We start from the raw sequence: 23881 nt of genomic DNA on the forward strand, positions 1-23881 counted from the left end.
GCCGCGGGGCGGCGCCGGCCGCACCGGGCCGGCTCCCGTCCGCCGGTGGCCGTCCGCTTCCCCTGCCGCCGGCTCCTCCCTCCCCCTTCCCTCCCTTCCCCTCTCTCTTGGAGTGATCGATCATGACCGAGCAGCGTCCGTGCATCGTGGACCTGGACCAGATTCCGCCCAACCGCCGGCGCGGTGGTGACCTGCGCGCCGTGCTCACCCCCACCACGGCGGGTGCGACCAGCGGTTTCATGGGGCTCGCCATCGTGGAGCCCGGGGACCGGATCGGAGAGCACTACCACCCCTACTCCGAGGAGTTCGTCTACGTCGTCCGCGGCGAACTGGAGGTCGACCTGGACGGGGAGCCGCACCCGCTCAAGGTCGACCAGGGGCTGATGATCCCCGCCTACGTGCGGCACCGGTTCCGCAACGTGGGCGACACCGAGGCCCGGCTGGTGTTCCACCTCGGTCCCCTGGCCCCCCGCCCCGAGCTCGGGCACGTCGACACCGAGGAGACCGTCCCGGCCGAACCGTCCGGGGTGGTGTCGTGACACGCCGTGTCGCCGTCACCGGCATCGGTGTGGTGGCCCCCGGCGGCATCGGCGCGAAGGCGTTCTGGGACCTGCTCTCCTCGGGGCGCACCGCGACGCGGCGCATCAGCCTCTTCAACCCGGAGGGGCTGCGCTCCCAGATCGCGGCCGAGTGCGACTTCGACCCCCTGGCCCACGGCCTGTCGCCGGAGCAGACCGAGAGCTGCGACCGGTACGTGCAGTTCGCGCTGGTCGCCGCCAACGAGGCGATCGCGGACTCGGGGCTGGACATGGCGCGGGAGGACCCGTGGCGGACGGGGGTGGTGCTGGGCACCGCGGTGGGCGGCACCACCCGTCTGGAGCACGACTACGTGCTGGTGAGCGAGCGCGGCGCGCGGTGGGACGTGGACCACCGCCGGGCGGGCCCGCACCTCCAGCGCGCCTTCTCCCCCAGCACGCTGGCCACCACCGTCGCCGAGGAGGTGGGCGCCTGCGGGCCGGTGCAGGCGGTCTCCACCGGCTGCACCTCCGGGCTGGACGCGGTCGGCTACGCCTACCACGCCATCGCCGAGGGCCGGGCCGACGTGTGCGTCGCCGGGGCCTCCGATTCGCCGATCTCGCCGATCTCCATGGCCTGCTTCGACGCGATCAAGGCGACCTCGCCCAACAACGACGACCCCGCCCACGCGTCCCGTCCCTTCGACGCCGACCGCGACGGGTTCGTCATGGGCGAGGGCGGCGCGGTCCTGGTCCTGGAGGAGGCCGAGCACGCCCGGGCCCGCGGGGCGCGCGTCTACTGCGAGATCGGCGGCTACGCCACCTTCGGCAACGCCTACCACATGACCGGCCTGACCAAGGAGGGCCTGGAGATGGCGCGTGCCATCGACAGCGCCCTGGACCAGGCCCGCCTGGACGGATCGGACATCGACTACGTCAACGCGCACGGTTCGGGCACCCGGCAGAACGACCGCCACGAGACCGCCGCGGTCAAGCGCTCGCTGGGCGCCCACGCCTACGACACGCCGATGAGCTCGATCAAGTCCATGGTCGGCCACTCCCTGGGGGCCATCGGCTCCATCGAGGTCGTCGCCTGTGTGCTGGCCATGGCCCACCAGGTCGTGCCGCCGACGGCGAACTACCAGACCCCCGACCCGGAGTGCGACCTGGACTACGTGCCCCGCCAGGCCCGTGAGCGCACCCTGCGCAACGTGCTGTCCGTGGGGAGCGGTTTCGGTGGTTTCCAGTCCGCCGTCGTCCTCACCCGAAACGATCGGAGGATGCGATGAGCTCACGGAACGCGCGGCGCGCGGTGGTCACCGGCATCGGCGTGGTGGCTCCGGGCGGGGTGGGGGCGGAGGCGTTCTGGAAGAACACTGCCGAGGGCGTCACGGCCGTGGACCGGATCACCCGGGAGGGCTGCACCCATCTGCCGCTCCAGGTGGCCGGGGAGGTCCGCGGCTTCGACCCGGCCCAGGTGGTCGAGGAGACCTACCTGGTGCAGACCGACCGGTTCACCCACTTCGCGATGGCCGCGGCCGCCTGGGCTCTGGAGGACGCCCGGCTCGGCCGCGCCGATCCCGAATCCCCATACAGCGTGGGGGTGGTCACCGCCGCCGGGTCCGGCGGCGGCGAGTTCGGCCAGCGCGAGCTGCAGAAGCTGTGGGGGCACGGATCCCGCCACGTCGGCCCGTACCAGTCGATCGCCTGGTTCTACGCGGCCAGCACCGGCCAGGTGTCCATCCGCGGCGGCTTCAAGGGGCCCTGCTCGGTGGTGGCCGGCGACGAGGCGGGCGGCCTGGACGCCCTGGCGCACGCCGCCCGCGCCGTCGCCCGCGGCACCGACACCCTGGTCGTCGGCGCGGCCGAGGCCCCTCTGGCCCCCTACTCGATGGTGTGCCAGCTCGGCTACCCCGAGCTGAGCACCGAGAGCGACCCCCGCCGCGCCTACCTGCCGTTCACCCCGGACGCCCGCGGGTTCGTGCCCGCCGAGGGCGGCGCCATGCTCGTGGTGGAGGAGGAGGAGACCGCCCGCCGCCGCGGCGCCGCACCGCGGGCCGTCGTCGCCGGGCACGCCGCCACCTTCACCGGGACCGGCCGCTGGGACCGCACCCGCCACGGACTGGCCCACGCCATCCGCGGCGCGCTGGCCGAGGCCGGCTGCGCTCCCGACGAGATCGACGTGGTGTTCGCCGACGCCCTCGGGCTGCCCGAGGCCGACCGGGCCGAGGCCGCCGCGATCGCCGACGCCCTGGGAGCCCACGCCGGCCGGGTGCCGGTCACCGCGCCCAAGGCCGGCATCGGCCGGGCCTACTGCGCCGCGCCCGTCCTGGACGCCGTCGCCGCGGTCCTGGCCATGGAGCACGGCCTCGTCCCGCCCACCCCCCACCTCACCGACCCCGGTTGCGGCCTGAACCTGGTCGCCGACCGGCCCCAGTCGGCGGACCTGCGTACCGCCCTCGTCCTCAGCCGCGGGCTGATGGGCACCAACGCCGCCCTCGTCCTGCGCCACGTCTCCCCGTCCTGACCGCTCCGCCGAAGCGAGCCGGAGCGAAGCCGAAACAAAGGAGTCGCATTCCCATGACCGAGCAGACCACCACTTCCCTCACCGGGCAGGTGAGCGTCGAGGAACTGGCCGCGCTGATGCGGCAGACCGCGGGCGTCGCCGTCGACCCCGGCGACCTGGCGGCGCGGGCCGACAGCGAGTTCGCGGCCTTCGACCTGGACTCCCTGGGCCTGCTGGGCATCGTCGGGGAGCTGGAGAAGCGCTACGGCCGCAACCTGCCGGAGAACGCCGAGCAGTGCAAGACCCCCCGGGAGTTCCTCGACTGCGTCAACACCTCTCTGACGGCGGGGGTGTGAGATGGCCGGGCACACCGAGAACGAGATCACCATCGCCGCGCCGATGGACCTGGTGTGGGAGATGACCAACGACGTCGAGAACTGGCCGAACCTGTTCAGCGAGTACGCCGCCGCCGAGATCCTCTCCCGCGAGGGCAACCGCGTCACCTTCCGCCTGACCATGCACCCCGACGAGAACGGCAAGGTGTGGAGCTGGGTCTCCGAGCGCGTCGCCGACCCCGAAACGCGCACCGTCAGGGCCCGCCGCGTCGAGACCGGCCCCTTCGCCCACATGGACATCCACTGGAGCTACACCGAGACCCCCTCCGGGGTGCGCATGCGGTGGGTCCAGGACTTCGCGATGAAGCCCGAGGCGCCGGTCGACGACGCGTGGATGACCGACAACATCAACCGCAACTCCCGTGTTCAGATGGCCCTCATCCGCGACCGGATCGAGCAGGCCGCGCGCGAACACCCCACCGCCGCCGCGACCGCGGCCGGCTGAGAGAGAGACCCCTCGTGCACCACGCCCTGATCGTCGCCCGGATGAATCCCGGGTCCGCCTCCGACATCGCCGAGATCTTCGCCGAGTCCGACCGGGGTGAGCTTCCCCGCCTCGTCGGTGTCACCCACCGCCGCCTGTTCCACTTCGGCGACGACCTCTACTTCCACCTCATCGCGAGCGAGCGGCCTCCCGGTCCCGCCATCGCCCGGGTGACCGACCATCCGGAGTTCCGGGCCGTCAGCGACCGGCTCTCCGCCCATGTCAGGGCCTACGACCCGGCGACCTGGCGCAGCCCCAAGGACGCCATGGCCCACTGCTTCTACAGCTGGGACAGCACCACCAGCGCCGTCCGGACGCCTGCCTGATCCGAAACGCCCGGAAGGAACGGGGAGGCGGCGGCGAGGGCCGTGTGCGGCGGCCCGCCGCCGCCTCCCCGAGGCGGTTCCCCGGAGCGGTTCCCCGGTCCCGGCCCCGGGCCCGGAGCGGTCAGAGCTCCGCGTCCGGGCAGGCACGCAGGCCTATGACGCGGTTGTCCCCGGTGCCGTGGCCGGGGAACGTCACCGTCTCCCCGGGCGCGGCGGTCCGGCACGGAACGTCCTGGCCGTCGGCGTACTCCACCGTTCCGTGCCACGGGGTGTCGCAGCCGTTGGCGACGAAGGTGTAGCGCCAGCCCGCGGAGACCTGGACGCAGGCCGGGACGGCCCCGCCTCCGTCGGAGGCCCCCGCGGCCCGGGCGGGCCCGCCGAGGACGGTGCCCGCGAGCAGCAGGGCGAGGGTCGTCGTACGGACGGTCGCGCGGGAAAGGCTCAGCGGAACGCGCATGGCGGCCACTCCTCCGTGGTCGGTTCGGTTTCGGCGACGAGCCTAGGGAGGGCCGGAACCACCATGGAAGATTTTTCGACTTCTTACGCAAGAGAGGCGCGCCCTCGTCTCGGACCCCGGCAGGAGTGCGAGACGAGGGCGCGGTCGCCTGTGAAGAGGCGATCACCTGCACTTTCGCCTTTCTTCGTCGGCTTCGGCGCTCTACTGGAACGCCCGGGCCGTCGCATGCCGGTGACGCCGCGCCCGCCGATCAACCAGGAAGGACCAGGGCGGAAGGGATCGGGAGACGTCGTTCGGCATCCTGTCTGAAAACAATTTCTGCATCTTGCGCAAGAAGCGGGCCGCCGAGGGCGCCCTCCGGCCCGCCCCTCAGCGGACGAGGGCCGGACGCTTGCCGTCGAACCGCCAGCCGGGCACCAGGTACCGCATGGCCGCCGCGTCGTCTCGGCCTCCGAGGCCGAGACTCCGGTACAGCTCGTGCGCCGCCTCCACCCGCTCCGGGTCCAGCTCGACGCCCAGGCCCGGCCGCCGCGGAACCTCCAGCACTCCGTCCCTGATGGTGAGGGGGTCGGTGGTCAGGCGCTGGCCGTCCTGCCAGATCCAGTGGGTGTCGATGGCGGTGATGTCCCCGGGGGCGGCCGCGGCGACGTGCGTGAACATGGCCAGGGACACGTCGAAGTGGTTGTTGGAGTGCGAGCCCCAGGTCAGCCCCCACGCGTCGCAGAGCTGGGCGACCCGGACCGACCCGTTCATCGTCCAGAAGTGGGGGTCGGCCAGGGGGATGTCGATCGCGTCGCCGCGGACGGCGTGCCCGAGCTGGCGCCAGTCGGTGGCGATCATGTTCGTCGCCGTGCGCAGCCCGGTCGCGCGGCGGAACTCCGCCATGGTCTCGCGGCCCGAGTAGCCGTTCTCCGCGCCGCAGGGGTCCTCGGCGTAGGCCAGGACGCCGCGCAGGGCGCGCCCCAGGGCGATCGCCTCCTCCAGCGGCCAGCAGCCGTTGGGGTCCAGGGTGATACGGGCGTCCGGGAAGCGCTCGGCCAGCGCCCGGACCGTCTCCGCCTCCTCGGCTCCCGGCAGGACGCCGCCCTTGAGCTTGAAGTCCCGGAACCCGTAGCGCCGCCGGGCCGCCTCGGCGAGCCGGACGACGGCCTCGGGGATGAGGGCCTCCTCGTTGCGCAGCCGGAACCAGTCGTCCTCCGCGTCGGGCTCCGCCCGGTAGGGCAGATCGGTGCGGTTGCGGTCGCCGATGTGGAAGAGGTAGCCGAGCACCGGGACGCGGTCGCGCTGCCGCCCCTCGCCGAGCAGGTCCGCCACGGGCACGCCCAGGTGCCGGCCCAGCAGGTCCAGCAGCGCCGACTCGACCGCGGTGACCGCGTGCACGGTGACGCGCAGGTCGAAGGTCTGGGCGCCCCGGCCGCCGGCGTCGCGGCCCGCGAAGCGCTCCCGCACGGACCGCAGCACGGCGTGGTGGTCCGCGACCGGCCGGCCCACGACCAGGTCCCTCGCCTCCTCCAGGGTGGAGCGGATGCCCTCGCCCCCCGGCACCTCCCCGACGCCGGTGCGCCCTTCCGAGTCGGTCAGGACGACGAGGTTGCGGGTGAAGTACGGGGCGTGGGCCCCGCTGAGGTTCAGCAGCATGCTGTCGTGGCCGGCGACGGGGACGACCCGCATCTCGGTCACGACCGGGCGGGAGGGAACCGGTGTCCGGTGGGGCATGGGCGGTCCTTCGGCAGGAGTGCGGTCGGGGTCCGCCGGCCGCGCCCGGCGGTCGCGGCGGCGCGGCGCGGCATACGCATTGTCGTCGCGCGCAGGCCCTGGCGACAGGGCGCCGCGAGACCTCCTGCGGTCGGACCGCGGGCCGTCCTTCGGGGCCCGGGAGGGACGGGCGCTCCCGTAGACTCGACGGCACGGCCGTCCCGCGAACCGCCCGGAGTCCCCCGTGCTGCACCACCCCGATCAAGCGGACGGGCTGTTCCCCGTGGACGACCTGCTGCCGCCCGCGCCGTCCGGAGCGGCCCGCCGCCCCGCCTCCGCGACCGCCTTCCGCGACTCCCCCGCGGCGGCCCGGATGCTCGACGTGCGGGAGATCCACGCCGAGCCGGAGGCCGCCGCCTCGGACCGCGGCCGGGAGATCATCGCCCGCTTCCCCCGCGCCCGGGTCACCGAGGTCGCCTCGCACTGGCGGATCCCGCAGCTCCACGGCGACGAGGGCAACGCCGCGCGCTGGGTCCGGGTCAAGACCGAGACGCTGGTCCTGGGCGTGAAGAAGACCCTCTCCCTGCGCCCCAACGGCCGCTCGGCCGACTGGATCGCACCGGGCCCCTCCAACGGCTGCGCCATGGCCTGCGCCTACTGCTACGTGCCCCGCCGCAAGGGCCACGCCAACCCCATCACCGTCTTCACCAACACCGGGGAGATCGTCGGCCGCCTCGCCCGGCACGTCGCGGCGCAGGGGCCCAAGCGCGCCCCCAACCAGTGCGATCCCGCCGCGTGGGTGTACGACATCGGGGAGAACGGCGACTGCTCGGTGGACGCCCTGGTCTGCGACAGCACCGCCGAACTGGTCGCCGCCTTCCGGCAGTGGCCGACGGCGAAGGCGTCCTTCGCGACGAAGTTCGTCAATCCCGACCTGCTGGCCTACGACCCGCGCGGCCGTACCAGGATCCGCTTCTCCCTGATGCCGGCCGCCGACTCCCGGCTGCTGGACATCCGCACCAGCCCGGTCGCCGAGCGGATCGCCGCCGCCGGCGACTTCGTGGAGGCCGGGTACGAGGTGCACTTCAACCTCTCGCCGGTGGTGGTGCGCCCGGGCTGGGAGGCCGCCTGGGCGGAACTGCTGCGGGAGCTCGACGACGTCCTGCCCGGGGCGGTGAAGGAGCAGGCGGCGGCCGAGGTGATCATGCTCACGCACAACCGCGACCTGCACGAGGTGAACCTGGAGTGGCACCCGCGCGCCGAGGAGGTGCTGTGGCGGCCTGATCTCCAGGAGGCCAAACGCTCGGAGAACGGGAGCTGGAACGTGCGCTACCGGGCCGGCGCCAAGCGGGCGGCCCTGGAGCGGCTGCGCGGGCTGGTCGCCGCCCACGCTCCCTGGCTGGAGATCCGCTACGCCTTCTGACCCCGCGGCGGCCCGGTCCGGAACGGAAGACCGTGCCGTGACGGCGCGGCGGGCGGCGCGGCGCCGGTCCCTGCCGCCGCCGTCGTCGCGTCCACCGCACCCCCGCGGAACGTCCGGGTTCCCCGCCGCCCCGCCGTGACCGCTCCCCGCGCGCGGGGAGCGCGCCGGGCGCAGGCCGGCGGCGCCTCCCGGTGCGAACGAGCGGTACGGACGTCCTGCCCGGTCCTCCTGCGAAAAGTTCAGGTCAGCGATGAAGGGCGGGGTTGCCCGACGCCCCCCTCCCCCCTTCAGAATGAAGCCGGTTGCCTACTCAGGGTGAGGGGGTGCGGGCTGTGTCGCGGTTCACCGCGGGGCTCAGGGTGTTGTGCGCGGCGCTCTGCGCGTTCGCCATGCTGGCCCTGGCCGTCGGCAACGCGAACGGCTCCCCGCCCGCCAAGCCGGCGGGCGCCCAGGCGCCCCAGGCCCCGTCCCCGTGGGAGACGGCGGGCAACCGCGTCTGCGAGGTCGAGGGAGCGGCACTCCCGCACGGCAGGAACCGCAGGTCCGACCGCTCCGTCTCCGGCGGGCCCCCTCCGGAGGCACGGGCGGTCCGCGCCGCGGACCGCCCGGTCGACGACACGGCCCCCGCCACGGCCCTCCTCGACCCCCCGCACCCCACCGCTCCGTCGAGATCCGGCGAGCTCTCCATACGCCTCCGGGTGTTCCGCTGCTGATGAGGTCCGTGCGCACCGGCACCACCGTCCGGTTCGCGCCGCGCCGTGCTTCGGCTCCCTTCGGAACCCCCCTCTTCCTGGAGGCGCTCTCGTGCAGAACTTCATCGACCATGCCCGCTCCCTCGGGGAGCGGATAGCCGCCGTGCCCGAGGATCGCGAGCGCTTCGGGCGGCTCGCGTCGGGCCAGTTTCCGCAGGCCCTGTTCATCACCTGCTCGGACTCGCGCGTCATTCCGTCCCTGATCACCGGCGCACGGCCGGGTGAGCTCTTCGAACTGCGCACGGCCGGCAACGCCGTGCCCCGCCACGGCGAGCAGCCGACCGGAGAGGCGGCGACCGTGGAGTACGCGGTCGGCGTGCTCGGCGTACCCGACATCATCGTCTGCGGCCACTCGCACTGCGGGGCCGTCGGCGCCCGTGTCCGGGGTGAGGATCTGGCCGCGGTACCGGCGGTCGCCGGCTGGCTTGGCCGCCAGCTCCCCGAGGAGCTGGGCGAACTGTCGGAGGAAGGCGGCGCCGAGCTGACGGCCGCGGTGCAGCGCAACGTGCGGGAGCAACTGGAGCGGTTGCGCGGCTATCCGTGCGTGGCCGAGCGGTTGGAGGCCGGACGGTTGCGCCTGCACGGCTGGTTCTACGCCGTGGACACCGGGCTGGTGCTCGCCCACCGGCCGTCCGTCGACGCCTTTCTTCCGCTGTGAGCGCCGCCGTGAGGGCCGCGCGGCCCGGCGAGGAAGGGTCCGGCGGCGAACGAATCGGAACCGGAGCGCCCGGCCGGGAGCGGGGACGGAGCCCGCTGCGGCACCTGCGGGCCGACTTCACCGCGTCGCTGGTCGTCTTCCTGGTGGCCGTGCCGCTGTGCGTGGGCGTGGCGGTGGCCTCCGGGGTCCCGGCGGAGCTGGGGCTGGTCACCGGCATCGTCGGCGGACTCGTCACCGGGCTGCTGCCGGGCAGCAGCCTGCAGGTCAGCGGGCCCGCCGCCGGTCTGACCGTGCTGGTGTACGAGGCGGTGCGGGAGTACGGGATCGGGACGCTGGGCGTCCTGGTCCTCGCCGCGGGCGTACTGCAACTGGCGATGGGCGCCCTCCGACTGGGGCGCTGGTTCCGGGCCATCTCGGTCGCCGTGGTGCAGGGCATGCTCGCGGGCATCGGTCTGGTGCTGATCGCCGGGCAGCTCTACTCCCTGGTCGACGCCGAGGCGCCGGCCGGCGGCCTGGCGAAGATCGGCGGGGTGCCGGGGCTGGTCGTCGACACGCTCGGGTCGGGCACCGCGCTGTCGGCCCTGGCCATCGGGGCCGGGACGGTCGTGGTGCTGGTGCTGTGGCCGCGCGTCCCGGTGGCGTCGCAGGTACTGCCGGCGCCGTTGGCGGCCGTGGCCCTGGCCACCGTCGCGACGGCGGTGTGGGACCCGCCGGTGGCGCGCGTCCGGGTGCAGGGCCTGCTGGACGTCGTCCGGCCGCCGGGTGGTGCGGAGTTCGCACGGCTGGCGGAGATCGGTGTCCTGGGCACGGTGGTGGCCTTCGCGCTGATCGCCTCGGCCGAGAGCCTGTTCAGCGCGGCGGCCGTGGACCGGATGCACGACGGTCCGCGCACCGACTACGACAAGGAGATGATCGCTCAGGGCGCGGGCAACACGGTGTGCGGCGTGCTGGGCGCGCTGCCGATGACCGCGGTGATCGTCCGCAGTTCGGCGAACGTGCGGGCCGGGGCGCGGACCAGGGCGTCCCGGGTTCTGCACGGGGTGTGGCTGCTGGTCTTCGCCGCGATGTTCCCGGCCGCGCTCGGCGTCATCCCGCTGGCGTCCCTGGCGGGCGTGCTGGTGCACGCCGGCTGGAAGCTGATCCCGGTGCGGGAGCTGCCGCCGCTGTGGCGCGAGCACCGGGGCGAGGCGGTGATCCTCGGCGTCACGGCGATCGCGATCGTGGTGACGAACATGTTCGAGGGCGTCCTGATCGGGCTGCTCATGGCGATCGCGAAGTCGGCGTGGGAGACCTCCCACGTCCACCTGGAGGTCTCCGACCCGACCCCGGAGGGCACGGGACCGATCCTGGTGCGGGTGCTGGGCAACGCGACCTTCCTGCGCCTGCCCAGGCTGCTGGACGAGCTGGAGGCCCTGCCGCGCGACCGGGCGATCGAGCTGGACCTGACGGGGCTCCGCCATCTGGACCATGCCTGCCGGACGGCTCTGACGGTATGGGCGGAACGGCACAACGCGGAGGGGGTCGAGCCCGTACGGGTGGCCACGTGACCGTCCCCGGCCCGGCACCGGGCGCACCAGCCGCCCGTGGTGCCGGGACCGGGCGCGGGGCGGACGCCCGGGAAGGCGTCCGCCCCGCGCCGGGGCGCGGTGGCGCGGTCCGGGTCAGCGGCGCCTGCTCCTCCGGCGCCTTCCGACCAGCACGACGAGCGCGACGACCGCCAGGGCCGCCAGCGGGCCGCGCCGGCGCCGGGCGGTCTCCGTGACCGCCGCCGCCTTCTCGTGGACCGCCTCCGGGGTCTTCTCCTGGAGCCTGCCCGTGGCCGTCGCCGCGGCCCGGGTGATCTGCTCCCTGGTCCGGGCGGCCTTCTCGACCACCGGTTCGGGGAGCTTCTCCTGGGCCAGCCGTCCGAGCCGGGCCGTCTTCTCCCGCACCGTCACCTTCGCCTGGGCGGCGGTGTCCTGCGCCTGGCTCCTGGCCGCGGCCGTCCTCTCCCGCAGCTGCGTCCTCACGTCCACCTTCCCCGCCAGGGCCTCCACCGTCCGGCCGAGTTGCTCGCGCGTGGCCTCGGCCTGCTCGCGCAGCTCCTCGGGAGTGGTGGTGGAGCCGTGTTCCTGCGGATTGTCGGTCATCGGTGTGCCCTTTCCTTGATCTCGGCCACATCGGCCTTGACGCTGTCGATCGCCCGCTCGGGTTTGGGCGGGGACGCCCGGCCGACCTGCTTCCTGCCGGCCGCGGCCAGGGCGGCGGCGACGGCCAGGAGCACGCAGCAGACGATCAGTGCGGACGCCCACACCGGAAGCACCAGGGCGAGCGCCGCGATCACGGTGGCGACCAGCGCCTGCAGCGCGAGGAAGGCCACCACCCCGGCGCCGCCGAAGAGTCCGCCGCCGATTCCGAAGCGCTTGCCCTTCCGGACCATCTCGGCCCGCGCGAGCTTCATCTCCTCGCGCACCAGTTGCGACAACTGCTGCGTGGCCTGGGAGACCAGTTCGCCCATCGAGTCGCCCCGCCCGTCGTGTCCCGGGCCGTTGTCGGCAACGCTCAACCCCGCTCACCTGCCTCTCGCTGTCCCGGGCAGCCCGTTGCCCGAGGTGGACGTACCTGATGTGCCGCCGGCTCCGCCGCGGCCGGGACGGAGTCCTCGCCGGGCGTGCCCGCGTCCCACAGCGTGCCGCCGTCCTTCGTCCCCGTCCGCCGGGCTCGCCGACATGCGGGTACCCAGCCCCCGTCCGGTCACCCCCGTGCGGGGGACGGGGGACGGCGTTCCGCTCATCCGAGGTGACGGCGGTCCTCCTCGGTCCACCGACGGGTGTCGCGGGGCTCGACGTACGGCTCCTCGGACGCGGGATGGCCGCCGGCGATGGCGCGCTGCCGCATCATCTCGGCGTCGAACTCCAGACCGAGCAGGATGGCCAGGTTGGTGATCCACAGCCACACCAGGAAGACCACGACGCCCGCGAGGGTGCCGTAGGTCTTGTTGTAGGAGCCGAAGTTGGCCACGTACACCGCGAAACCGGCGGAGGCCGCCAGCCACACGACCAGGGCCAGGAAGCTGCCCGGGGTGATCCACCGGAAACCGCGGCCCCTGGCGTTCGGCGCGGCCCAGTACAGGAGGGCGATCATCAGCGTGACCAGCAGGACGAGCACCGGCCACTTCACGACCGACCACACCGTCAGCGCCGTGTCCCCGATGCCCAGCGCGGTCCCGGCGTGCCGGGCGATGCCGCCGGTGAACACCACGATCAGCGCGCTCGCGCAGGCCATGAGCATCAGCGTCAGCGTCAGGGCCAGGCGCAGCGGCACGACCTTCCACACCGGCCGCCCCTCGGGCATGTCGTAGACGGCGTTGGAGGCGCGGATGAAGGCCGCCACGTATCCGGACGCCGACCACACGGCCGCCAGCAGACCGGCGACCGCCAGCACCGAACCGGTGCCGCCGTTGCCCTGCAACTGCCGCACCGCGTCCATGAGGATGTCGCGGACGGAGCCGGGGGCGAGCCGCCGCAGGTTGTCCAGGACCTGCTCGGTGGCCGACTCCCCCGCGACGCCCAGCAGGGAGACCAGCACCAGCAGCGCCGGGAAGAGCGACAGGGTGCCGTAGTAGGTCAGCGCCGCCGCCCGGTCGGTGAGCCGGTCGTCCCTGAACTCCCGCACGGTGCGCCTCAGTACGGCCCACCAGGACTTCCCCGGCAGCTCGCTCGGTTCGTCGGGGGCCCTGCGCTCCACCTCCGGGTCCGGTCCGACGCCGTCGTCCCGCCGGGGCGCGGAGTCGCCGGGGGCGCCGGGGGCCCCGTCGCCGTGCCGGTTTCCCTCGGCGGGGCGTCCGGTTCCGTCTCGGTGTCCTGGTTTCACCATCCGTGCCATACACCGGCGGATATCCCCCCGCACCGGGGGGAAACGGCCCGCTTCCGCCGTATGGGCACGTCACGGCCTTCCGGGAAGCCCTCCGGGGAGCGGGGGGAAAGCGGGGCCGCCCCCTGCGGACCGGTGGGTCCGCAGGGGGCGGCCGTGGTGGTGCGGGACGGGGAGTCGTCCCCGTGGAGGCGTCGTGCCGCCGGGGCTACGGCACGAGCCGCAGCATCCGGTTCGGGGAGCCGGTGCCGACGCCGGTCAGCGTGTTGGCGGTGGCCCCGCTCACCAGGGCGCTCGAGACCGCGGCCGGGGTGGCGCCGGGGTGGCCGGCCAGGTAGACGGCGGCCGCTCCGGCGACGTGCGGTGCGGCCATCGAGGTGCCGGAGATGGTGCTGGTGGCGGTGTCACTGGTCCGCCAGGCCGCCGTGATGGAGGAACCCGGGGCGAAGATGTCCAGCACCGAACCGTAGTTGGAGTAGCTGGCCCTGGCGTCCGTGCTGGTCGTGGCGCCCACGGTGATCGCGCTGGGGACGCGCGCCGGGGAGGACGAGGAGGCGTTGGTGGAGGAGTTGCCCGCCGCGACCGTGTAGGTCACGCCCGAGGCGATGGAGTTGGCGACCGCGTTGTCCAGCGCGGTGCTGATGCCGCCGCCCAGCGACATGTTGGCGACGGCGGGCTTGGTGGCGTTCTGGGTGACCCAGTTGACGCCCGCGATGACGCCCGCGGTGGTGCCGGAGCCGTTGTTGTTCAGTACGCGCACCGCCACGATCTTCGCCTTCTTCGCCACGCCGTACCTGGTGCCCGCGGCGGTGGAGGCGACGTGCGTCCCGTGGCCGTTGCCGTCCTGGGCGACGTTGTCGCCCTCCACGGCGTCGTAGCCGTTCACGGCCCGGCCGCCGAAGTCGCTGTGGCTGACGCGCACGCCCGTGTCGATGACGTAGATCGTCACACCGCTGCCCGCTGAGTCGGGGTAGGTGTAGGTGCCGTTGAGCGGGGTGTCGGCCTGGTCGATGCGGTCCAGGCCCCAGGGCGCGTTGGTCTGGGTGGCGTCCACGTGGACCTTCTGGTCCTGCTCGACGGAGGCGACCGCCGGGTCGGCGGCGAGCCTCTTCGCCTCGGCCTCGGTCAGCTCGGCGGCGTAGCCGTTGAGCACGGTGCCGAAGGTCCGCTTCACCTTGCCGCCGTACTCGGCGACGAGGTTTTTGCCCGCCCGGGACGTGGCCTTGAAGCCGGCGTCCTTCTTGAGCGTGACGATGTAGCTGCCCTTGACGGCGGTGGGGGATCCTGCGTACAGGACCCTTCCCTCGGCGGGGGTGGGGGCGGCCTGGGCCGGCAGGGCGGCGACCGTGCCGATCAGTGCGGTGGCGGCGGCCACCGAGACGGCGCCTGCGATACGGCCCTTGAGAGAACGCGTTCTTGCCATTACGAGGGATCCTCCTCATTGGCGGCGCGCCGGTCGAGCGCGCCCTGTGGGGGGTACGCGGGATCGCGTACGCGGCCGGGAGTCCGCGTTCCGGCTCCCGGTTGCTCAGAAGAGTGATCCGAATGCGCGTTCGTGGCAAGAGAGTTGACCGCTTGTCATGACAGTGACACAAGTTTTTAACCGAACGCGCGACGGATTGCCGCCGTCCGCCCCGAAGAACGCCATTCGGTTTCTTCCACCGGCTCGCACCGGTAACCGCCGTTCTCCTCCCTTCAGGGCGGACCGGGGTCACGGCGTCCCGGCCGGCCCCCGCCGGAGGGTCCGCGGCCCTCCGCGCCGGCCCGGAGCGGACCCCTGCCCCCGCCGGCCACGACAGCACCGAGCGGGCGGACCCGCCCCGGGCCGGGGCCGGTCCGCCCGCTCGGTGCGGGGGCGTGGCGTCAGTCGGTGGAGAGAGCCTCGAGCACGTCGCCCACCGCGCGGTCGGGCAGGGCACGGGCGACATCGGCCAGCGCCACGATGCCGATCAGTTCGTGCCCGTCGATGACCGGCAGGCGGCGGACCTTGTGGGAGCCCATCGTGCGCAGGATCTCGTCCGCGTCGTCGTCGGCCCCGATGGTGACCGCCTCGCCCTGGGCCAGGTCACCGGCCTTCACCTCGGCGGGGTCCTTGCCCGCGCCGAGCACCTTCACCACGACGTCCCGGTCGGTCAGCACGCCCCTGAGCCGGTCGTCGGCGCCGCAGACCGGCAGGGCGCCCACGCCGAGTTCGGCCATCCTGCGCGCCGCGTCCAGCACGCTCTCCTCCGCGCGCACGCACTCGGCGCCCTCCGTCATGATCTCGCGTGCCTTCGTCATGCACACCCTCCTCGACTCGACTTCCGTGGAACCTGGGGACGAGAAGGCGGATAACCCCGGGAACCCGCGCCAAACACGACAGACGAAGCACGGCGGACGAAGCGCGCGGACCCGGAGTCCAGGCATGGATCCGGCCCGGCGGCGCAGTCGTGAGACATGAGGTGTGTGATCTACCGCGAGCAAACGGGCGATTCGGAGCAGGTGGACTGCGCGCGGCCGGACGGCGGCTGCCGGGCCGTCCTGGACCGCCTGGCGGACCTGAAGCGTGGGGAGTTCGGGTGGATCCACCTGGACGGCCCGGACCAGGCCGAGTTGGAGGAGCTCTCCGGACACCTGGGGCTGCACCCGCTCGCGGTGGAGGACGCCGTCCAGGCCCACCAGCGGCCCAAGCGGGAGCGGTACGGGGACGTGCTGGCCGTGGCGCTGAGGACGCTGCTGTACATCGAGGACGGTTCGGAGGTGGAGACCGGCGAGGTGATGGTCTTCCTCGGTCCCCGCTTCGCGCTGACCGCCCGTCACGGCCCCGCCGATCCCGCGCCCGAGGCGGAACGCCGGCTGCGGACGGACCCGGGAACGCTGCGCTTCGGCCCGGCCGCCGTCCTCCACGCCGTGCTGGACGTGGTGGTCGACTCCTACAACGACGCGGCCGTGCAGGTCCGCGCCGACCTGACCGATCTGGAGCGGTGCGTCTTCTCCTCCGCCCGCGACGACGTCACCGAGGAGATCTACTCCCTCAAGCGGGAGGTCGTGGAGTTCCGCGACGCGATACAGCCCCTGGTGCCGGTGGTGCGGGAGTTCGCCGCCTCGCGCGACGGCTGGCCCGAGGGCGTGCTGCCCTACTTCCGCGACGTGGCCGACCACGCGCACCGCGCCGACACCGAGGTGCGCTCCCTGGACGAGCTGCTGAACTCGGTGCTCGACGCCCACCTGGCCCGGGTGGGCACCTGGCAGAACGACGACATGCGCCGCATCTCCGCCTGGGCCGCCATCCTCGCCATCCCCACCATGGTCGCCGGCGTGTACGGCATGAACTTCTCCCACATGCCGGAACTGAGCTGGACCTACGGTTATCCGCTCGCGATCGGGGCGATGGCCGTGGCGGCCGGCCTGCTGTACCGGGCCTTCCGCCGCAACGGCTGGCTCTGACCGCACCGGCGCCCGGCGCCCCGGCTCCCAACGGCACGGCACGGGCGCCGGTTTGGGACGCGCCCGCGCGGCAAGGCGGCACAGGGTGAGGACATTCGTCCGAAGGAAATTCCCATGGTCATCGCCATAGCCCTGTCGATACCCCTTCTGCTGCTCGGCGCCCTGCTGGCGCTGGGACGCTATGAGGAGCGCATGCTGGCCCGGCCGGCGCCGGCGCGCCACGCCCGCTCCCGGCGGCATCTCCGCGTCGTGGCCGGTTCCGGCTCCTCCTCCCCCGCCGCGGCGGCCGGCCCCGCGGGCCGGAGCGACGACCCCGCGGCCGGATCCGGCCGCGCGGCGTGAGCCGTCCGGAGCCCGGCCCCGCCCGGGTGTCCGCGGAGCGCCCCGTCCGGGCGGACGGGACAGCCGTCCGCCCGGCCCGGACGCTCCGCGGACGTGCGGCGTGGCCCAGACGCACCGGCCCCGCCCCGGGCTGACGCGCCCGGCCGGACCGGCCGGGCGCGTCAGCCCTCCGCCGAAGGCGCCGGGCTCCGCGGCCGGGCGCCGCTGAGCGGGGAGCCCCCGGAAGGGTCGTGCCACACCGGGGGCGCCAGACGGCCGAGGAGGTGACCGGCCGTCTCCGGCGCGGTGTCGCGCGGCGCTCCGACCGCGACGAGCGCCGCGCCGACCCTCGCCACCGCGTCCGCCGGGAGGCCGCCGTCACCGCCGCCGTCACCGTCGCCGTCGAGAGCGGGCAGCAGGAGCAGCAGACGGGCGTCCGGGTCGAGGACGCCGCCGGCCGCCGGGTCGGGCGCGTCGGCGATGCGCAGCAGCTCCCGCCAGGACAGGCCCGGCCCCCACCGGTCCTGGCCGAGGACGGCGAGGACCTCCGGCCGTCCCCGGCCGGGACGGACGAGCAGGAAGTCGACCCCGGGGTCGTCCGCCGTGTTCCGGTACACCACCACGGCGGCTCCCCCGCCGAAGGGCACCCGGAACACCGGGCTGGTCCGCTCGTCCAGGAGGAGCTCGGACATCGCGTCCACGTCGGCCCCGTCGTCCCCGAAGCACTCCGGCCCGGGCCCCGGGCCGTCCGGCGCCTGTCCGCACAGCCCCAGAAGGTGGTTGGTCCAGAATCCCGGCCGCGTCGGCAGCGGCTCCCCGGCGGCCTGCCGTCCCCCGCCGCACCCGTCGTGTCCCTCGATCAGCACCCCGCCAGACTGCCACCTCCTCCGGCCCGGGCACGACGTCCACCGCGCCCCGTCGCGCCCTCCGGGCCGGCCGGTCCGTTCGGGCGTTTATCCCCTGCCGGGCGGGAGACTCAGCAGGCACCATCAGGCCGAGCGTCCGGGAGGCGACGTCCGTGACGACACCACCTGGGGTCATGCGCCCATGACGACCATGGGCGTCCAGTCCGCGGCGGACGGTGAGCGGCCGTGATCACCGTCGGCGTGGAGGAGGAGTTCCTGCTCCTGGAGCCGGACACCGGGCTGCCGGTGCCGCGGGCGGAGAAGGTCCGCGCCATGGCCGGACTGCAGCCCGCCCTGAGCGCCGGCGAGGTCCAGCCCGAACTGCTCCAGGTCCAGGTGGAGATCGCCACTCCGGTCTGCCGGACGCTGGACGAGGTGGGCGGCCACCTGCTCCGGCTGCGCCACGCCCTCTCCTGCGCCGCCGAGGAGGCCGGCTGCCGGATCGCGGCCTGCGGCGCGGCGCCCTTCGCCCCCGCCGCCCCCTCGCCCGTCACGGACATCCCGCGCTACCGGGCGCTGCACGCCAGGGCCCTGCGGCTGGCGGACGAGCAGTTGATCAACGGTATGCACGTCCACGTGGCCGTCCCCGACCGCGCCGCCGGGGTGGCGGTGCTGAACCGGCTGCGGCCGTGGCTGCCCGTCCTGGTGGCGCTGTCGGCGAACTCCCCGCTGTGGGAGGGGACCGACACCGGCTTCGCGAGCTGGCGCACCCTGGTCTTCGGCCGGTGGCCGGTCAGCGGCCCCCCGCCCCTCTTCGCCGACGCCGCCGACTACGGCCGGCGCGCCCGGGGCCTGCTGGCCACCGGCGTCATCCGCGACCTGGGGCAGCTCTACTGGCAGGCGCGCCTGTCCGAGCGCTACCCGACCGTCGAGGTCCGCGCCATGGACGTGCAACTGCGCGCCGACGACGCGGTCATGCTCACCGGGATCGTCCGGGCCCTGGCGGTCACGGCCCTGCGCGAGGCCAAGGCCGGTCTTCCCGTGCCCGCGCCGCCTCCCGAGATCCTGGCCGCGGCCGGCTGGCACGCCGCCCGGAACGGCCTGGCCGACACGCTCCTCGACCCCCGCGACCACCGTCCCCGCGGGGCCGGCGACGTCGTCGGCGACCTGGCGGAGCACCTCATGCCCGTCCTGGAGGAGACCGGCGACGCCCGTGAGGTCCTCTCCCTGCTCCGCCGGCTGCTGCGGGAGGGCACCGCGGCCGACCGGCAGCGGCGCCTGCTGCCCCTGGGACCGCAGGCGCTGCTGCGCATGCTGACCGGGCAGACCACCGCGTCCTCCCCCTGACGCCGGCCGCACCGGGCCCCGGAGGCCCGGGGAGAGGAGGAAACGGAAACGGGACACCACCCCCTCGACGGACGGATCCGGACCGCGCGGGCCGCGGCCCCGGTGAGGCCGTGAGCGCTTCCGGCCCCGGAGCCGCGCCTCCCGTGGAGGGGGACGGCGGCGGTCCGCGCGGCGGATCAGTGGTCGTGGTGCCCGGAGCCGCCACCGTCCTCGGAGCGGTCGCCGTCCTTGGAGTGGCCGCCGCCCTCGGAGTGGCCGTGGTGCCCGCCCTCCGGGGGGCGGACGGACGCGCCCGGGACGGCGCCGGAGAACATCCCCGCCACGCCCTGCTGGACGCCCCGGGGCCACACGAGCACCTGGTAGCCGACGGCCACGATGTCCGGCACGGCCCAGGCGCTCAGCTCCGTCGCGCTCTCACCGGGCTTCAGTTCGCCCTCGAACCCGCCGTCGTCGGCGGCCTTCTGGGCCATGCCGCCCACCTTGACCCCCACCCACTGGAGCTCCACCTCGTCCAGGTCGACGGGGGCGTCCCCGGTGTTGGTCAGCTTCACCCGCAGCCCCAGCGGCTCGCCGCTCTCGCCCAGCAGCTTCTCGGTGGCCTCGGCCAGCCGCGCCTTGTCCACCACGCCGTCCTGGACGTCCGTCCGGTCCGCCTCGCGGAGCCGCCCCAGTACGGTGGCCGTCGCTTCGAGGCCGTCCGGCCAGGCGAAGGTCTTCCCGGTCGGCACCGGCTCGGGCCCGGCCGGGGCGGAGGACGCGGAGGCGGGCGGCGAGGCGGGGGACGCGGAGGCGGCCGGCGGGGCGGAGTCGTCCGCTCCGCAGCCGGCGAGGAATAAGGACGCCAGGGCCACCGCGAGCACGGTTCGGCGCATCGACACTCCAGCAAGGGGCCTCGGGGACAGGGCGGAGCCGACGCTAACGCCCGTCGGCGCCCGCCGTAAAGGTCATGGCGGCGCGCGGGAGGGCGGAGTGCCCGCGCCCACGGCTCCGGCGGCCCGGCGCAGAGGTCGCGTCCCCGTCCTCGCGGGGCCGCGCCGCGGGCCCGGAGCGGCCGGGCGCCGCGCGGTCAGGCGGGGCCGCGGTCCGCCAGCCGTGTGCCGCCGTCGGCGAGCCGGACGGGCAGTCCGGTGCGGGAGGAGATCCCCGCCGCGATCCCGGTCAGGGCGCTGCGCAGTCCGTCGCGGAGACCGGCCCGCCGGGCCAGGGGGTCGTCCGCCGGACCGCGGAGGACGTCGTCGAGCAGCAGGGCGTCGCCCCCTCCGTGACCGCCCGCGCCCTGCTCGACGGGGATCTCCTCGGGTTCCTTCCAGTGCTCCTGGAGGGTCAGCCGCTCGTAGGCGCCGGCCTCCGGCGAACCGGCCGCGGCCGTGGGGTCGACGGCGGCGCGCGGCGGGGTCCACGCCCGCTCGCACACCTCCAGCTCCAGCCGGCCGCGGGTGCCGTTGAACGCCACCCGGTAGCCCTCGCGGGGCGAGTGGGCGGTGAGGGAGTACGTCAGCACCGACCGGTCTGCGTGGCGGACCAGCACCGACATGGTGTCGTCGATGGTGACGCCCTCCGTGAAGACGTCCCGGTCGCGCAGGTAGCCGTCCTCGTGCTCGGCGTCCAGGTACAGCCGCTTCAGGCGGGGGTCGGCGGCGAGGTCGAGCAGGAAGGGGTCGCCGCCCAGTCCGGGGGCGCCGTGGGCGCGGGGTGGTCGGGGCGCGCCGGCCCGGGCGGCGCCGGCGCCCGCGTCGCCGTAGAAGCGCAGGTCGGTCTGGGCGAAGACCAGCTCGGGGTGGGTGCCCAGCCACCAGTTGACCAGGTCGAAGTGGTGGGCCGACTTGTGGACGAGCAGACCGCCCGAGCACTCGCGCCGGCGGTGCCAGCGGCGGAAGTAGTCGGCGCCGTGGACGGTGTCCAGGGTCCACTCGAAGTGGACGGAGGTCACCTCGCCGATCCGGCCCGCCGCCAGAATCCCGCGGACCGCCGAATTCCGGGGAGAGTAACGGTAGTTGAACGTCACGGTGAGCCTGGCGTCGCCGCGTTCGGCCGCGGCGGCGATCCGGGCGCAACCCTGGGCGTCGATGGCAAGCGGTTTCTCGACCACCACGTCCACTCCTGCCTCCAGGGCCGCGCACACGTAGCGGGCGTGGAACGCGTCCGGGGTGGTGACGACCAGCACGTCGGCGCCGGCCAGCACGGCGTCGAGGTCGTCGGGGTGGTGGCAGGGCACCGGGCTCCGGCCGGCGGCGACGACCAGCTCGTTGTAGAAGTCCATGCGGGTGCGGTTGGTGTCGCAGAAGGCGACGATCCGGCCCGCGTCGCTCCAGTCGCCCAGCAGAGCGTCGACGTAGAGCTGTGCGCGGTGCCCCAGCCCGACGACGGCGTAACGGCGTGTCACTGCCTCTGCCTCCCGAACGGCACGGGGCGCGCGGCGCCGGACTGCAACCGCTTGCTACACCCCTGAGGCAGGGTCACCCACCTGGTGGCGTCCGTCAAGGCCGCGCCCCGGCGCGAACCGGCGGCCGTCCCCGCGGGGCGCCCCCGGCGGGAGCGCCCCGCCGCCCGCGGACGTCACGGGCGGGGGCCGACCACCCCCTCGGCCCCGGTCACCCGGATGGCCAGCGCCGGACACGAGTCCGCGGCGTCGAGCACCCGCTCCTCCGGTTCCGTCTCGGCGCGGACGACCTCGGCTGCCGTCCCCTCCAGGGCGAACAGGTCGGGTGCGAGAGCGGCGCACATGCCGGAGCCGATGCACGCCCCCTGGTCGACCTCGATGTGCCAGCTCATGGTCACCATCCGATCGGCATGGTCCGCGGTCCGCGGACCAGCATCTGGGTCTTCCATTCCACGTCCCCCGCCAGGTGCAGGCCCGGCAGGCGGAAGAGCAGGACGCGCAGCGCCTCCTGCAGTTCCGCGCGGGCCAGTTGGGCGCCCAGGCAGTGGTGCACACCGTGCCCGAAGCCGATGTGCTGCCGCGGGCGGCCGAACCGCAGTTCGTCGGGCGCCTCGAAGTGCGTCGCGTCCCGGTTGGCCGCGCCGATCGCGACCATGACCGGCTCCCCGGCGCGCACCAGCGCGTCCCCGACCCGCACGTCCTCGGTGGCGTACCGGGCCAGGAAGCCTCCCGAGCCCAGCGGCACGAACCGCATGAGCTCCTCCACCGCCTCGGGGATCATCTCCTCCCGCTCCCGCAGCTCGGCCAGCTTCTCCGGGTGGCCCAGCAGGACGAGGACGAAGTTCGGGATCTGGCTGGCGGTGGTCTCGTGCCCCGCCACCAGGACGGCCGCGCACAGGTCGACCAGCTCCGTCTCACTGAGCCGGTCCTGTTCGTCGCGCGCCGCGATGAGGGCGCTCATCAGGTCGTCCTGCGGCCGGGCGCGGTGCAGCTCCACCAAGTGGCCCAGGTAGGCGCGCAGTTCGCCGAAGCTGGCCTGGAACTCCTCGGCGGTCAGCCCGCCGGTGGACAGCAGGTCGTCGCTCCACCGGCGGAAGCGCGGCCGGTCGGTCGCGGGCACTCCCAGCAGTTCGCAGATCACCGCGACCGGCAGCGGCAGCGCGAAGTCCTCGACCAGGTCCGCCGGCGGGCCCGCCGCGACCATGTCGTCCACCAGGTTCTCGGCGAACTCGCGGATGCGCGGGCGCAGTTCCTCCACCCGGCGGGCGGTGAACGCCTTGGCCACCAGCGTGCGCAGCCGCGTGTGCTCGGGCGGGTCCATCGACAGGATGCCGTTGGCGATGTGCGCCTCCCTCAGCCGCGGCGCGTCCCGCGTCACCCCCTCCGCCGTGGAGAACCGGCGGTCCCCCAGCACCGTCCTCGCCTGGTCGTACCGCGTGGCCAGCCAGGCGGGCTCACCGAACGGCAACTGCACCCGGATCATGCCGGGTTGCGCCTGCGCGGCACGGTAGGCGTCGTCCAGTTCGAGGCCCTCGGAGCGGTTGAAGGGATAGGGAACAGCCGTACGGTCCACCGGGACACCTCCACGGGAGTAATCGGCTCCTCACGATCGGTGAGCGTAGGGCCGTTCCCGGTCCCCCTCAAGAGGGCCTGCCCCTCGCCCCGGCCTGGCGGCGCGGCCGGGCGAGGGGCCGCCGTCACGTTCCGTCCGCTCCGGCGGCGCAGGAGGGATGACCCCAGCCGTCGGGGTTCTTCGCGATCGTCTCGCCCTTCGCGTACGGCCGACCGCAGCGGCACCGGCCGGGGAACCTGGCCTTGACCGTGCCGCCCGGGGAGCGCGCGGGCCTCGGGCGCCGCGCCGCCGGGCCTCTGGCGGGGGGCTTCTTCCCGGTCGCCGGTTCGGGGGGCGGCAGCACCGACCCCAGGGCGGAGCCGGCCGGCTCCTGGGTCCGGGCCGTGTGGCTCGCGGCGCGGTCGGCGGCGTCGTTGAGGACGTCGCCGCCCACCCGGTGGGCCGGGGTGTGGACGAACTCCACCCTCCGGCCGGCCAGCAGGCCGTCGATGCGCATCACCAGGGCCTGGTTGGCCACCGGTGTGCCGGCGGCGGTCTTCCAGCCCTTCCGGCGCCAGCCCGGCAGCCAGGTGGTGACCGCCTTCATCGCGTACTGGGAGTCCATCCTGATCTCCGCCGGCACGGCCGGGTCGAGCGCCTCCAGCAGTCTCTCCAGCGCGGTCAGCTCCGCGACGTTGTTGGTCGCCCGCCCCAGCGGGCCGGCCTCCCAGCGTTCCACCCCGCCGTCCGCACCGGCGATGACCCACGCCCAGGCCGCGGGCCCGGGATTTCCCTTCGACGCGCCGTCACAGGCGGCGATGATCCGTTCCACCACCCTCCGATCCTGCCACCTCCCCGCGGGTGCTCCCGCCGTCGGCGGGGTCCGGGAGCCGCTTCCGGGGGGTCGGGAAGAAGCCGCGCCCGGTGATCGTTGACCATGGAAACCC

The 23881-nt window shown here is 74.4% G+C and carries 26 protein-coding genes; 13 read left to right on the forward strand and 13 right to left on the reverse strand.

Going from position 1 to position 23881, the window contains the following annotated elements; translation table 11 throughout:
- Positions 1 to 122: 122 nt before the first annotated feature.
- From ABD358_RS20220 to ABD358_RS20245, 6 genes are read left to right on the forward strand one after another with little or no spacing between them, the layout of a single operon-like run.
- The gene (locus tag ABD358_RS20220) at positions 123 to 539 is read left to right on the forward strand and encodes a cupin domain-containing protein (protein WP_344632493.1); all 417 of its coding nucleotides are present in this window, start codon (positions 123 to 125) and stop codon (positions 537 to 539) included.
- Positions 536 to 1804 carry a beta-ketoacyl-[acyl-carrier-protein] synthase family protein gene (locus tag ABD358_RS20225; RefSeq protein WP_344632494.1) on the forward strand — a complete coding sequence of 423 codons (1269 nt, stop codon included), beginning with the start codon at positions 536 to 538 and terminating at the stop codon, positions 1802 to 1804. Before ABD358_RS20220 ends, ABD358_RS20225 begins: the two co-directional genes overlap by 4 nt.
- Entirely contained in the window at positions 1801 to 3042 is a 1242-nt protein-coding gene (locus tag ABD358_RS20230) for a beta-ketoacyl synthase N-terminal-like domain-containing protein (RefSeq protein WP_344632495.1), read from the forward strand. Before ABD358_RS20225 ends, ABD358_RS20230 begins: the two co-directional genes overlap by 4 nt.
- A 53-nt stretch (positions 3043 to 3095) precedes the next feature.
- Entirely contained in the window at positions 3096 to 3377 is a 282-nt protein-coding gene (locus ABD358_RS20235; RefSeq protein WP_344632496.1) for an acyl carrier protein, read from the forward strand.
- Between the two features lies 1 nt (position 3378).
- Entirely contained in the window at positions 3379 to 3861 is a 483-nt protein-coding gene (locus tag ABD358_RS20240; protein WP_344632497.1) for an SRPBCC family protein, read from the forward strand.
- 14 nt (positions 3862 to 3875) lie between these two features.
- Positions 3876 to 4226: a TcmI family type II polyketide cyclase gene (locus ABD358_RS20245; protein WP_344632498.1), complete on the forward strand. Its 351-nt coding sequence runs from the start codon at positions 3876 to 3878 to the stop codon at positions 4224 to 4226.
- Between the two features lie 121 nt (positions 4227 to 4347).
- On the opposite strand, the gene ABD358_RS20250 is transcribed toward ABD358_RS20245, so the two are convergent.
- Both ABD358_RS20250 and gudD read right to left on the reverse strand, forming a co-directional pair.
- Entirely contained in the window at positions 4348 to 4683 is a 336-nt protein-coding gene (locus ABD358_RS20250) for an alpha-amylase (protein WP_344632499.1), read from the reverse strand.
- A 369-nt stretch (positions 4684 to 5052) separates the two neighbouring features.
- Positions 5053 to 6399, reverse strand: a complete 1347-nt coding sequence (gudD, locus tag ABD358_RS20255; protein ID WP_344632500.1) for a glucarate dehydratase — start codon at positions 6397 to 6399, stop codon at positions 5053 to 5055.
- Between the two features lie 223 nt (positions 6400 to 6622).
- On the opposite strand from gudD, the gene ABD358_RS20260 reads away from it, so the two are divergent.
- The 4 genes from ABD358_RS20260 (at position 6623) to ABD358_RS20275 (ending at position 10758) form a co-directional block, all read left to right on the forward strand.
- Positions 6623 to 7801 (forward strand): spore photoproduct lyase family protein, encoded by a 1179-nt coding sequence (locus tag ABD358_RS20260; RefSeq protein WP_425576377.1) that lies wholly within the window; start codon positions 6623 to 6625, stop codon positions 7799 to 7801.
- A gap of 332 nt (positions 7802 to 8133) precedes the next feature.
- The gene (locus tag ABD358_RS20265) at positions 8134 to 8514 is read left to right on the forward strand and encodes a hypothetical protein (RefSeq protein ID WP_344632501.1); all 381 of its coding nucleotides are present in this window, start codon (positions 8134 to 8136) and stop codon (positions 8512 to 8514) included.
- Positions 8515 to 8605: 91 nt separating this feature from the next.
- Positions 8606 to 9211, forward strand: a complete 606-nt coding sequence (locus tag ABD358_RS20270) for a carbonic anhydrase (protein ID WP_344632502.1) — start codon at positions 8606 to 8608, stop codon at positions 9209 to 9211.
- A 53-nt stretch (positions 9212 to 9264) separates the two neighbouring features.
- On the forward strand, positions 9265 to 10758 hold the full coding sequence (locus ABD358_RS20275; RefSeq protein ID WP_425576378.1) for a SulP family inorganic anion transporter: 1494 nt from the start codon (positions 9265 to 9267) through the stop codon (positions 10756 to 10758).
- A gap of 114 nt (positions 10759 to 10872) precedes the next feature.
- On the opposite strand, the gene ABD358_RS20280 is transcribed toward ABD358_RS20275, so the two are convergent.
- The 5 genes from ABD358_RS20280 to ABD358_RS20300 all read right to left on the reverse strand — a co-directional run bounded on the left by ABD358_RS20280 (position 10873) and on the right by ABD358_RS20300 (position 15343).
- Positions 10873 to 11340 carry a DUF3618 domain-containing protein gene (locus ABD358_RS20280; RefSeq protein WP_344632503.1) on the reverse strand — a complete coding sequence of 156 codons (468 nt, stop codon included), beginning with the start codon at positions 11338 to 11340 and terminating at the stop codon, positions 10873 to 10875.
- Entirely contained in the window at positions 11337 to 11708 is a 372-nt protein-coding gene (locus ABD358_RS20285; RefSeq protein WP_344632537.1) for a phage holin family protein, read from the reverse strand. The genes ABD358_RS20280 and ABD358_RS20285 overlap by 4 nt, the downstream gene beginning before the upstream one ends.
- 272 nt (positions 11709 to 11980) lie before the next feature.
- Positions 11981 to 13075 (reverse strand): YihY/virulence factor BrkB family protein, encoded by a 1095-nt coding sequence (locus ABD358_RS20290; RefSeq protein ID WP_344632504.1) that lies wholly within the window; start codon positions 13073 to 13075, stop codon positions 11981 to 11983.
- Positions 13076 to 13271: 196 nt separating this feature from the next.
- Positions 13272 to 14486, reverse strand: a complete 1215-nt coding sequence (locus tag ABD358_RS20295) for a S8 family peptidase (protein WP_344632505.1) — start codon at positions 14484 to 14486, stop codon at positions 13272 to 13274.
- Between the two features lie 440 nt (positions 14487 to 14926).
- Positions 14927 to 15343 carry a CBS domain-containing protein gene (locus ABD358_RS20300; RefSeq protein ID WP_344632506.1) on the reverse strand — a complete coding sequence of 139 codons (417 nt, stop codon included), beginning with the start codon at positions 15341 to 15343 and terminating at the stop codon, positions 14927 to 14929.
- Between the two features lie 156 nt (positions 15344 to 15499).
- On the opposite strand from ABD358_RS20300, the gene ABD358_RS20305 reads away from it, so the two are divergent.
- Both ABD358_RS20305 and ABD358_RS20310 read left to right on the forward strand, forming a co-directional pair.
- Entirely contained in the window at positions 15500 to 16489 is a 990-nt protein-coding gene (locus ABD358_RS20305; RefSeq protein ID WP_344632507.1) for a magnesium and cobalt transport protein CorA, read from the forward strand.
- A 114-nt stretch (positions 16490 to 16603) separates the two neighbouring features.
- Positions 16604 to 16831, forward strand: coding sequence for a hypothetical protein (locus ABD358_RS20310; protein WP_344632508.1), 228 nt, complete (start codon positions 16604 to 16606; stop codon positions 16829 to 16831).
- A 161-nt stretch (positions 16832 to 16992) separates the two neighbouring features.
- On the opposite strand, the gene ABD358_RS20315 is transcribed toward ABD358_RS20310, so the two are convergent.
- Complete coding sequence (locus tag ABD358_RS20315; RefSeq protein WP_344632509.1) at positions 16993 to 17676, reverse strand: hypothetical protein; 684 nt, start codon at positions 17674 to 17676, stop codon at positions 16993 to 16995.
- Positions 17677 to 17901: 225 nt separating this feature from the next.
- Between ABD358_RS20315 and ABD358_RS20320 the strand changes: the two genes are divergently transcribed.
- Positions 17902 to 19002 carry a carboxylate-amine ligase gene (locus tag ABD358_RS20320; RefSeq protein ID WP_344632510.1) on the forward strand — a complete coding sequence of 367 codons (1101 nt, stop codon included), beginning with the start codon at positions 17902 to 17904 and terminating at the stop codon, positions 19000 to 19002.
- A gap of 176 nt (positions 19003 to 19178) precedes the next feature.
- Here ABD358_RS20320 and ABD358_RS20325 read toward each other — a convergent pair whose 3' ends face one another.
- The 5 genes from ABD358_RS20325 to ABD358_RS20345 form a co-directional block, all read right to left on the reverse strand.
- A complete protein-coding gene (locus tag ABD358_RS20325) occupies positions 19179 to 19874 on the reverse strand; it encodes a hypothetical protein (protein ID WP_344632511.1) in 696 nt (231 codons plus the stop codon).
- Between the two features lie 194 nt (positions 19875 to 20068).
- A complete protein-coding gene (locus tag ABD358_RS20330; protein ID WP_344632512.1) occupies positions 20069 to 21385 on the reverse strand; it encodes a Gfo/Idh/MocA family protein in 1317 nt (438 codons plus the stop codon).
- Positions 21386 to 21558: 173 nt separating this feature from the next.
- Positions 21559 to 21774 (reverse strand): ferredoxin, encoded by a 216-nt coding sequence (locus ABD358_RS20335; protein WP_344632513.1) that lies wholly within the window; start codon positions 21772 to 21774, stop codon positions 21559 to 21561.
- Positions 21775 to 21776: 2 nt separating this feature from the next.
- A complete protein-coding gene (locus ABD358_RS20340; RefSeq protein WP_344632514.1) occupies positions 21777 to 22955 on the reverse strand; it encodes a cytochrome P450 in 1179 nt (392 codons plus the stop codon).
- Between the two features lie 124 nt (positions 22956 to 23079).
- Positions 23080 to 23769 (reverse strand): ribonuclease H family protein, encoded by a 690-nt coding sequence (locus ABD358_RS20345; RefSeq protein WP_344632515.1) that lies wholly within the window; start codon positions 23767 to 23769, stop codon positions 23080 to 23082.
- Positions 23770 to 23881 lie beyond the last annotated feature (112 nt).

Origin of the sequence: Streptomyces glaucosporus, from assembly GCF_039533345.1 — a bacterium.
In the GTDB taxonomy this organism is placed as follows: domain Bacteria; phylum Actinomycetota; class Actinomycetes; order Streptomycetales; family Streptomycetaceae; genus Streptomyces; species Streptomyces glaucosporus.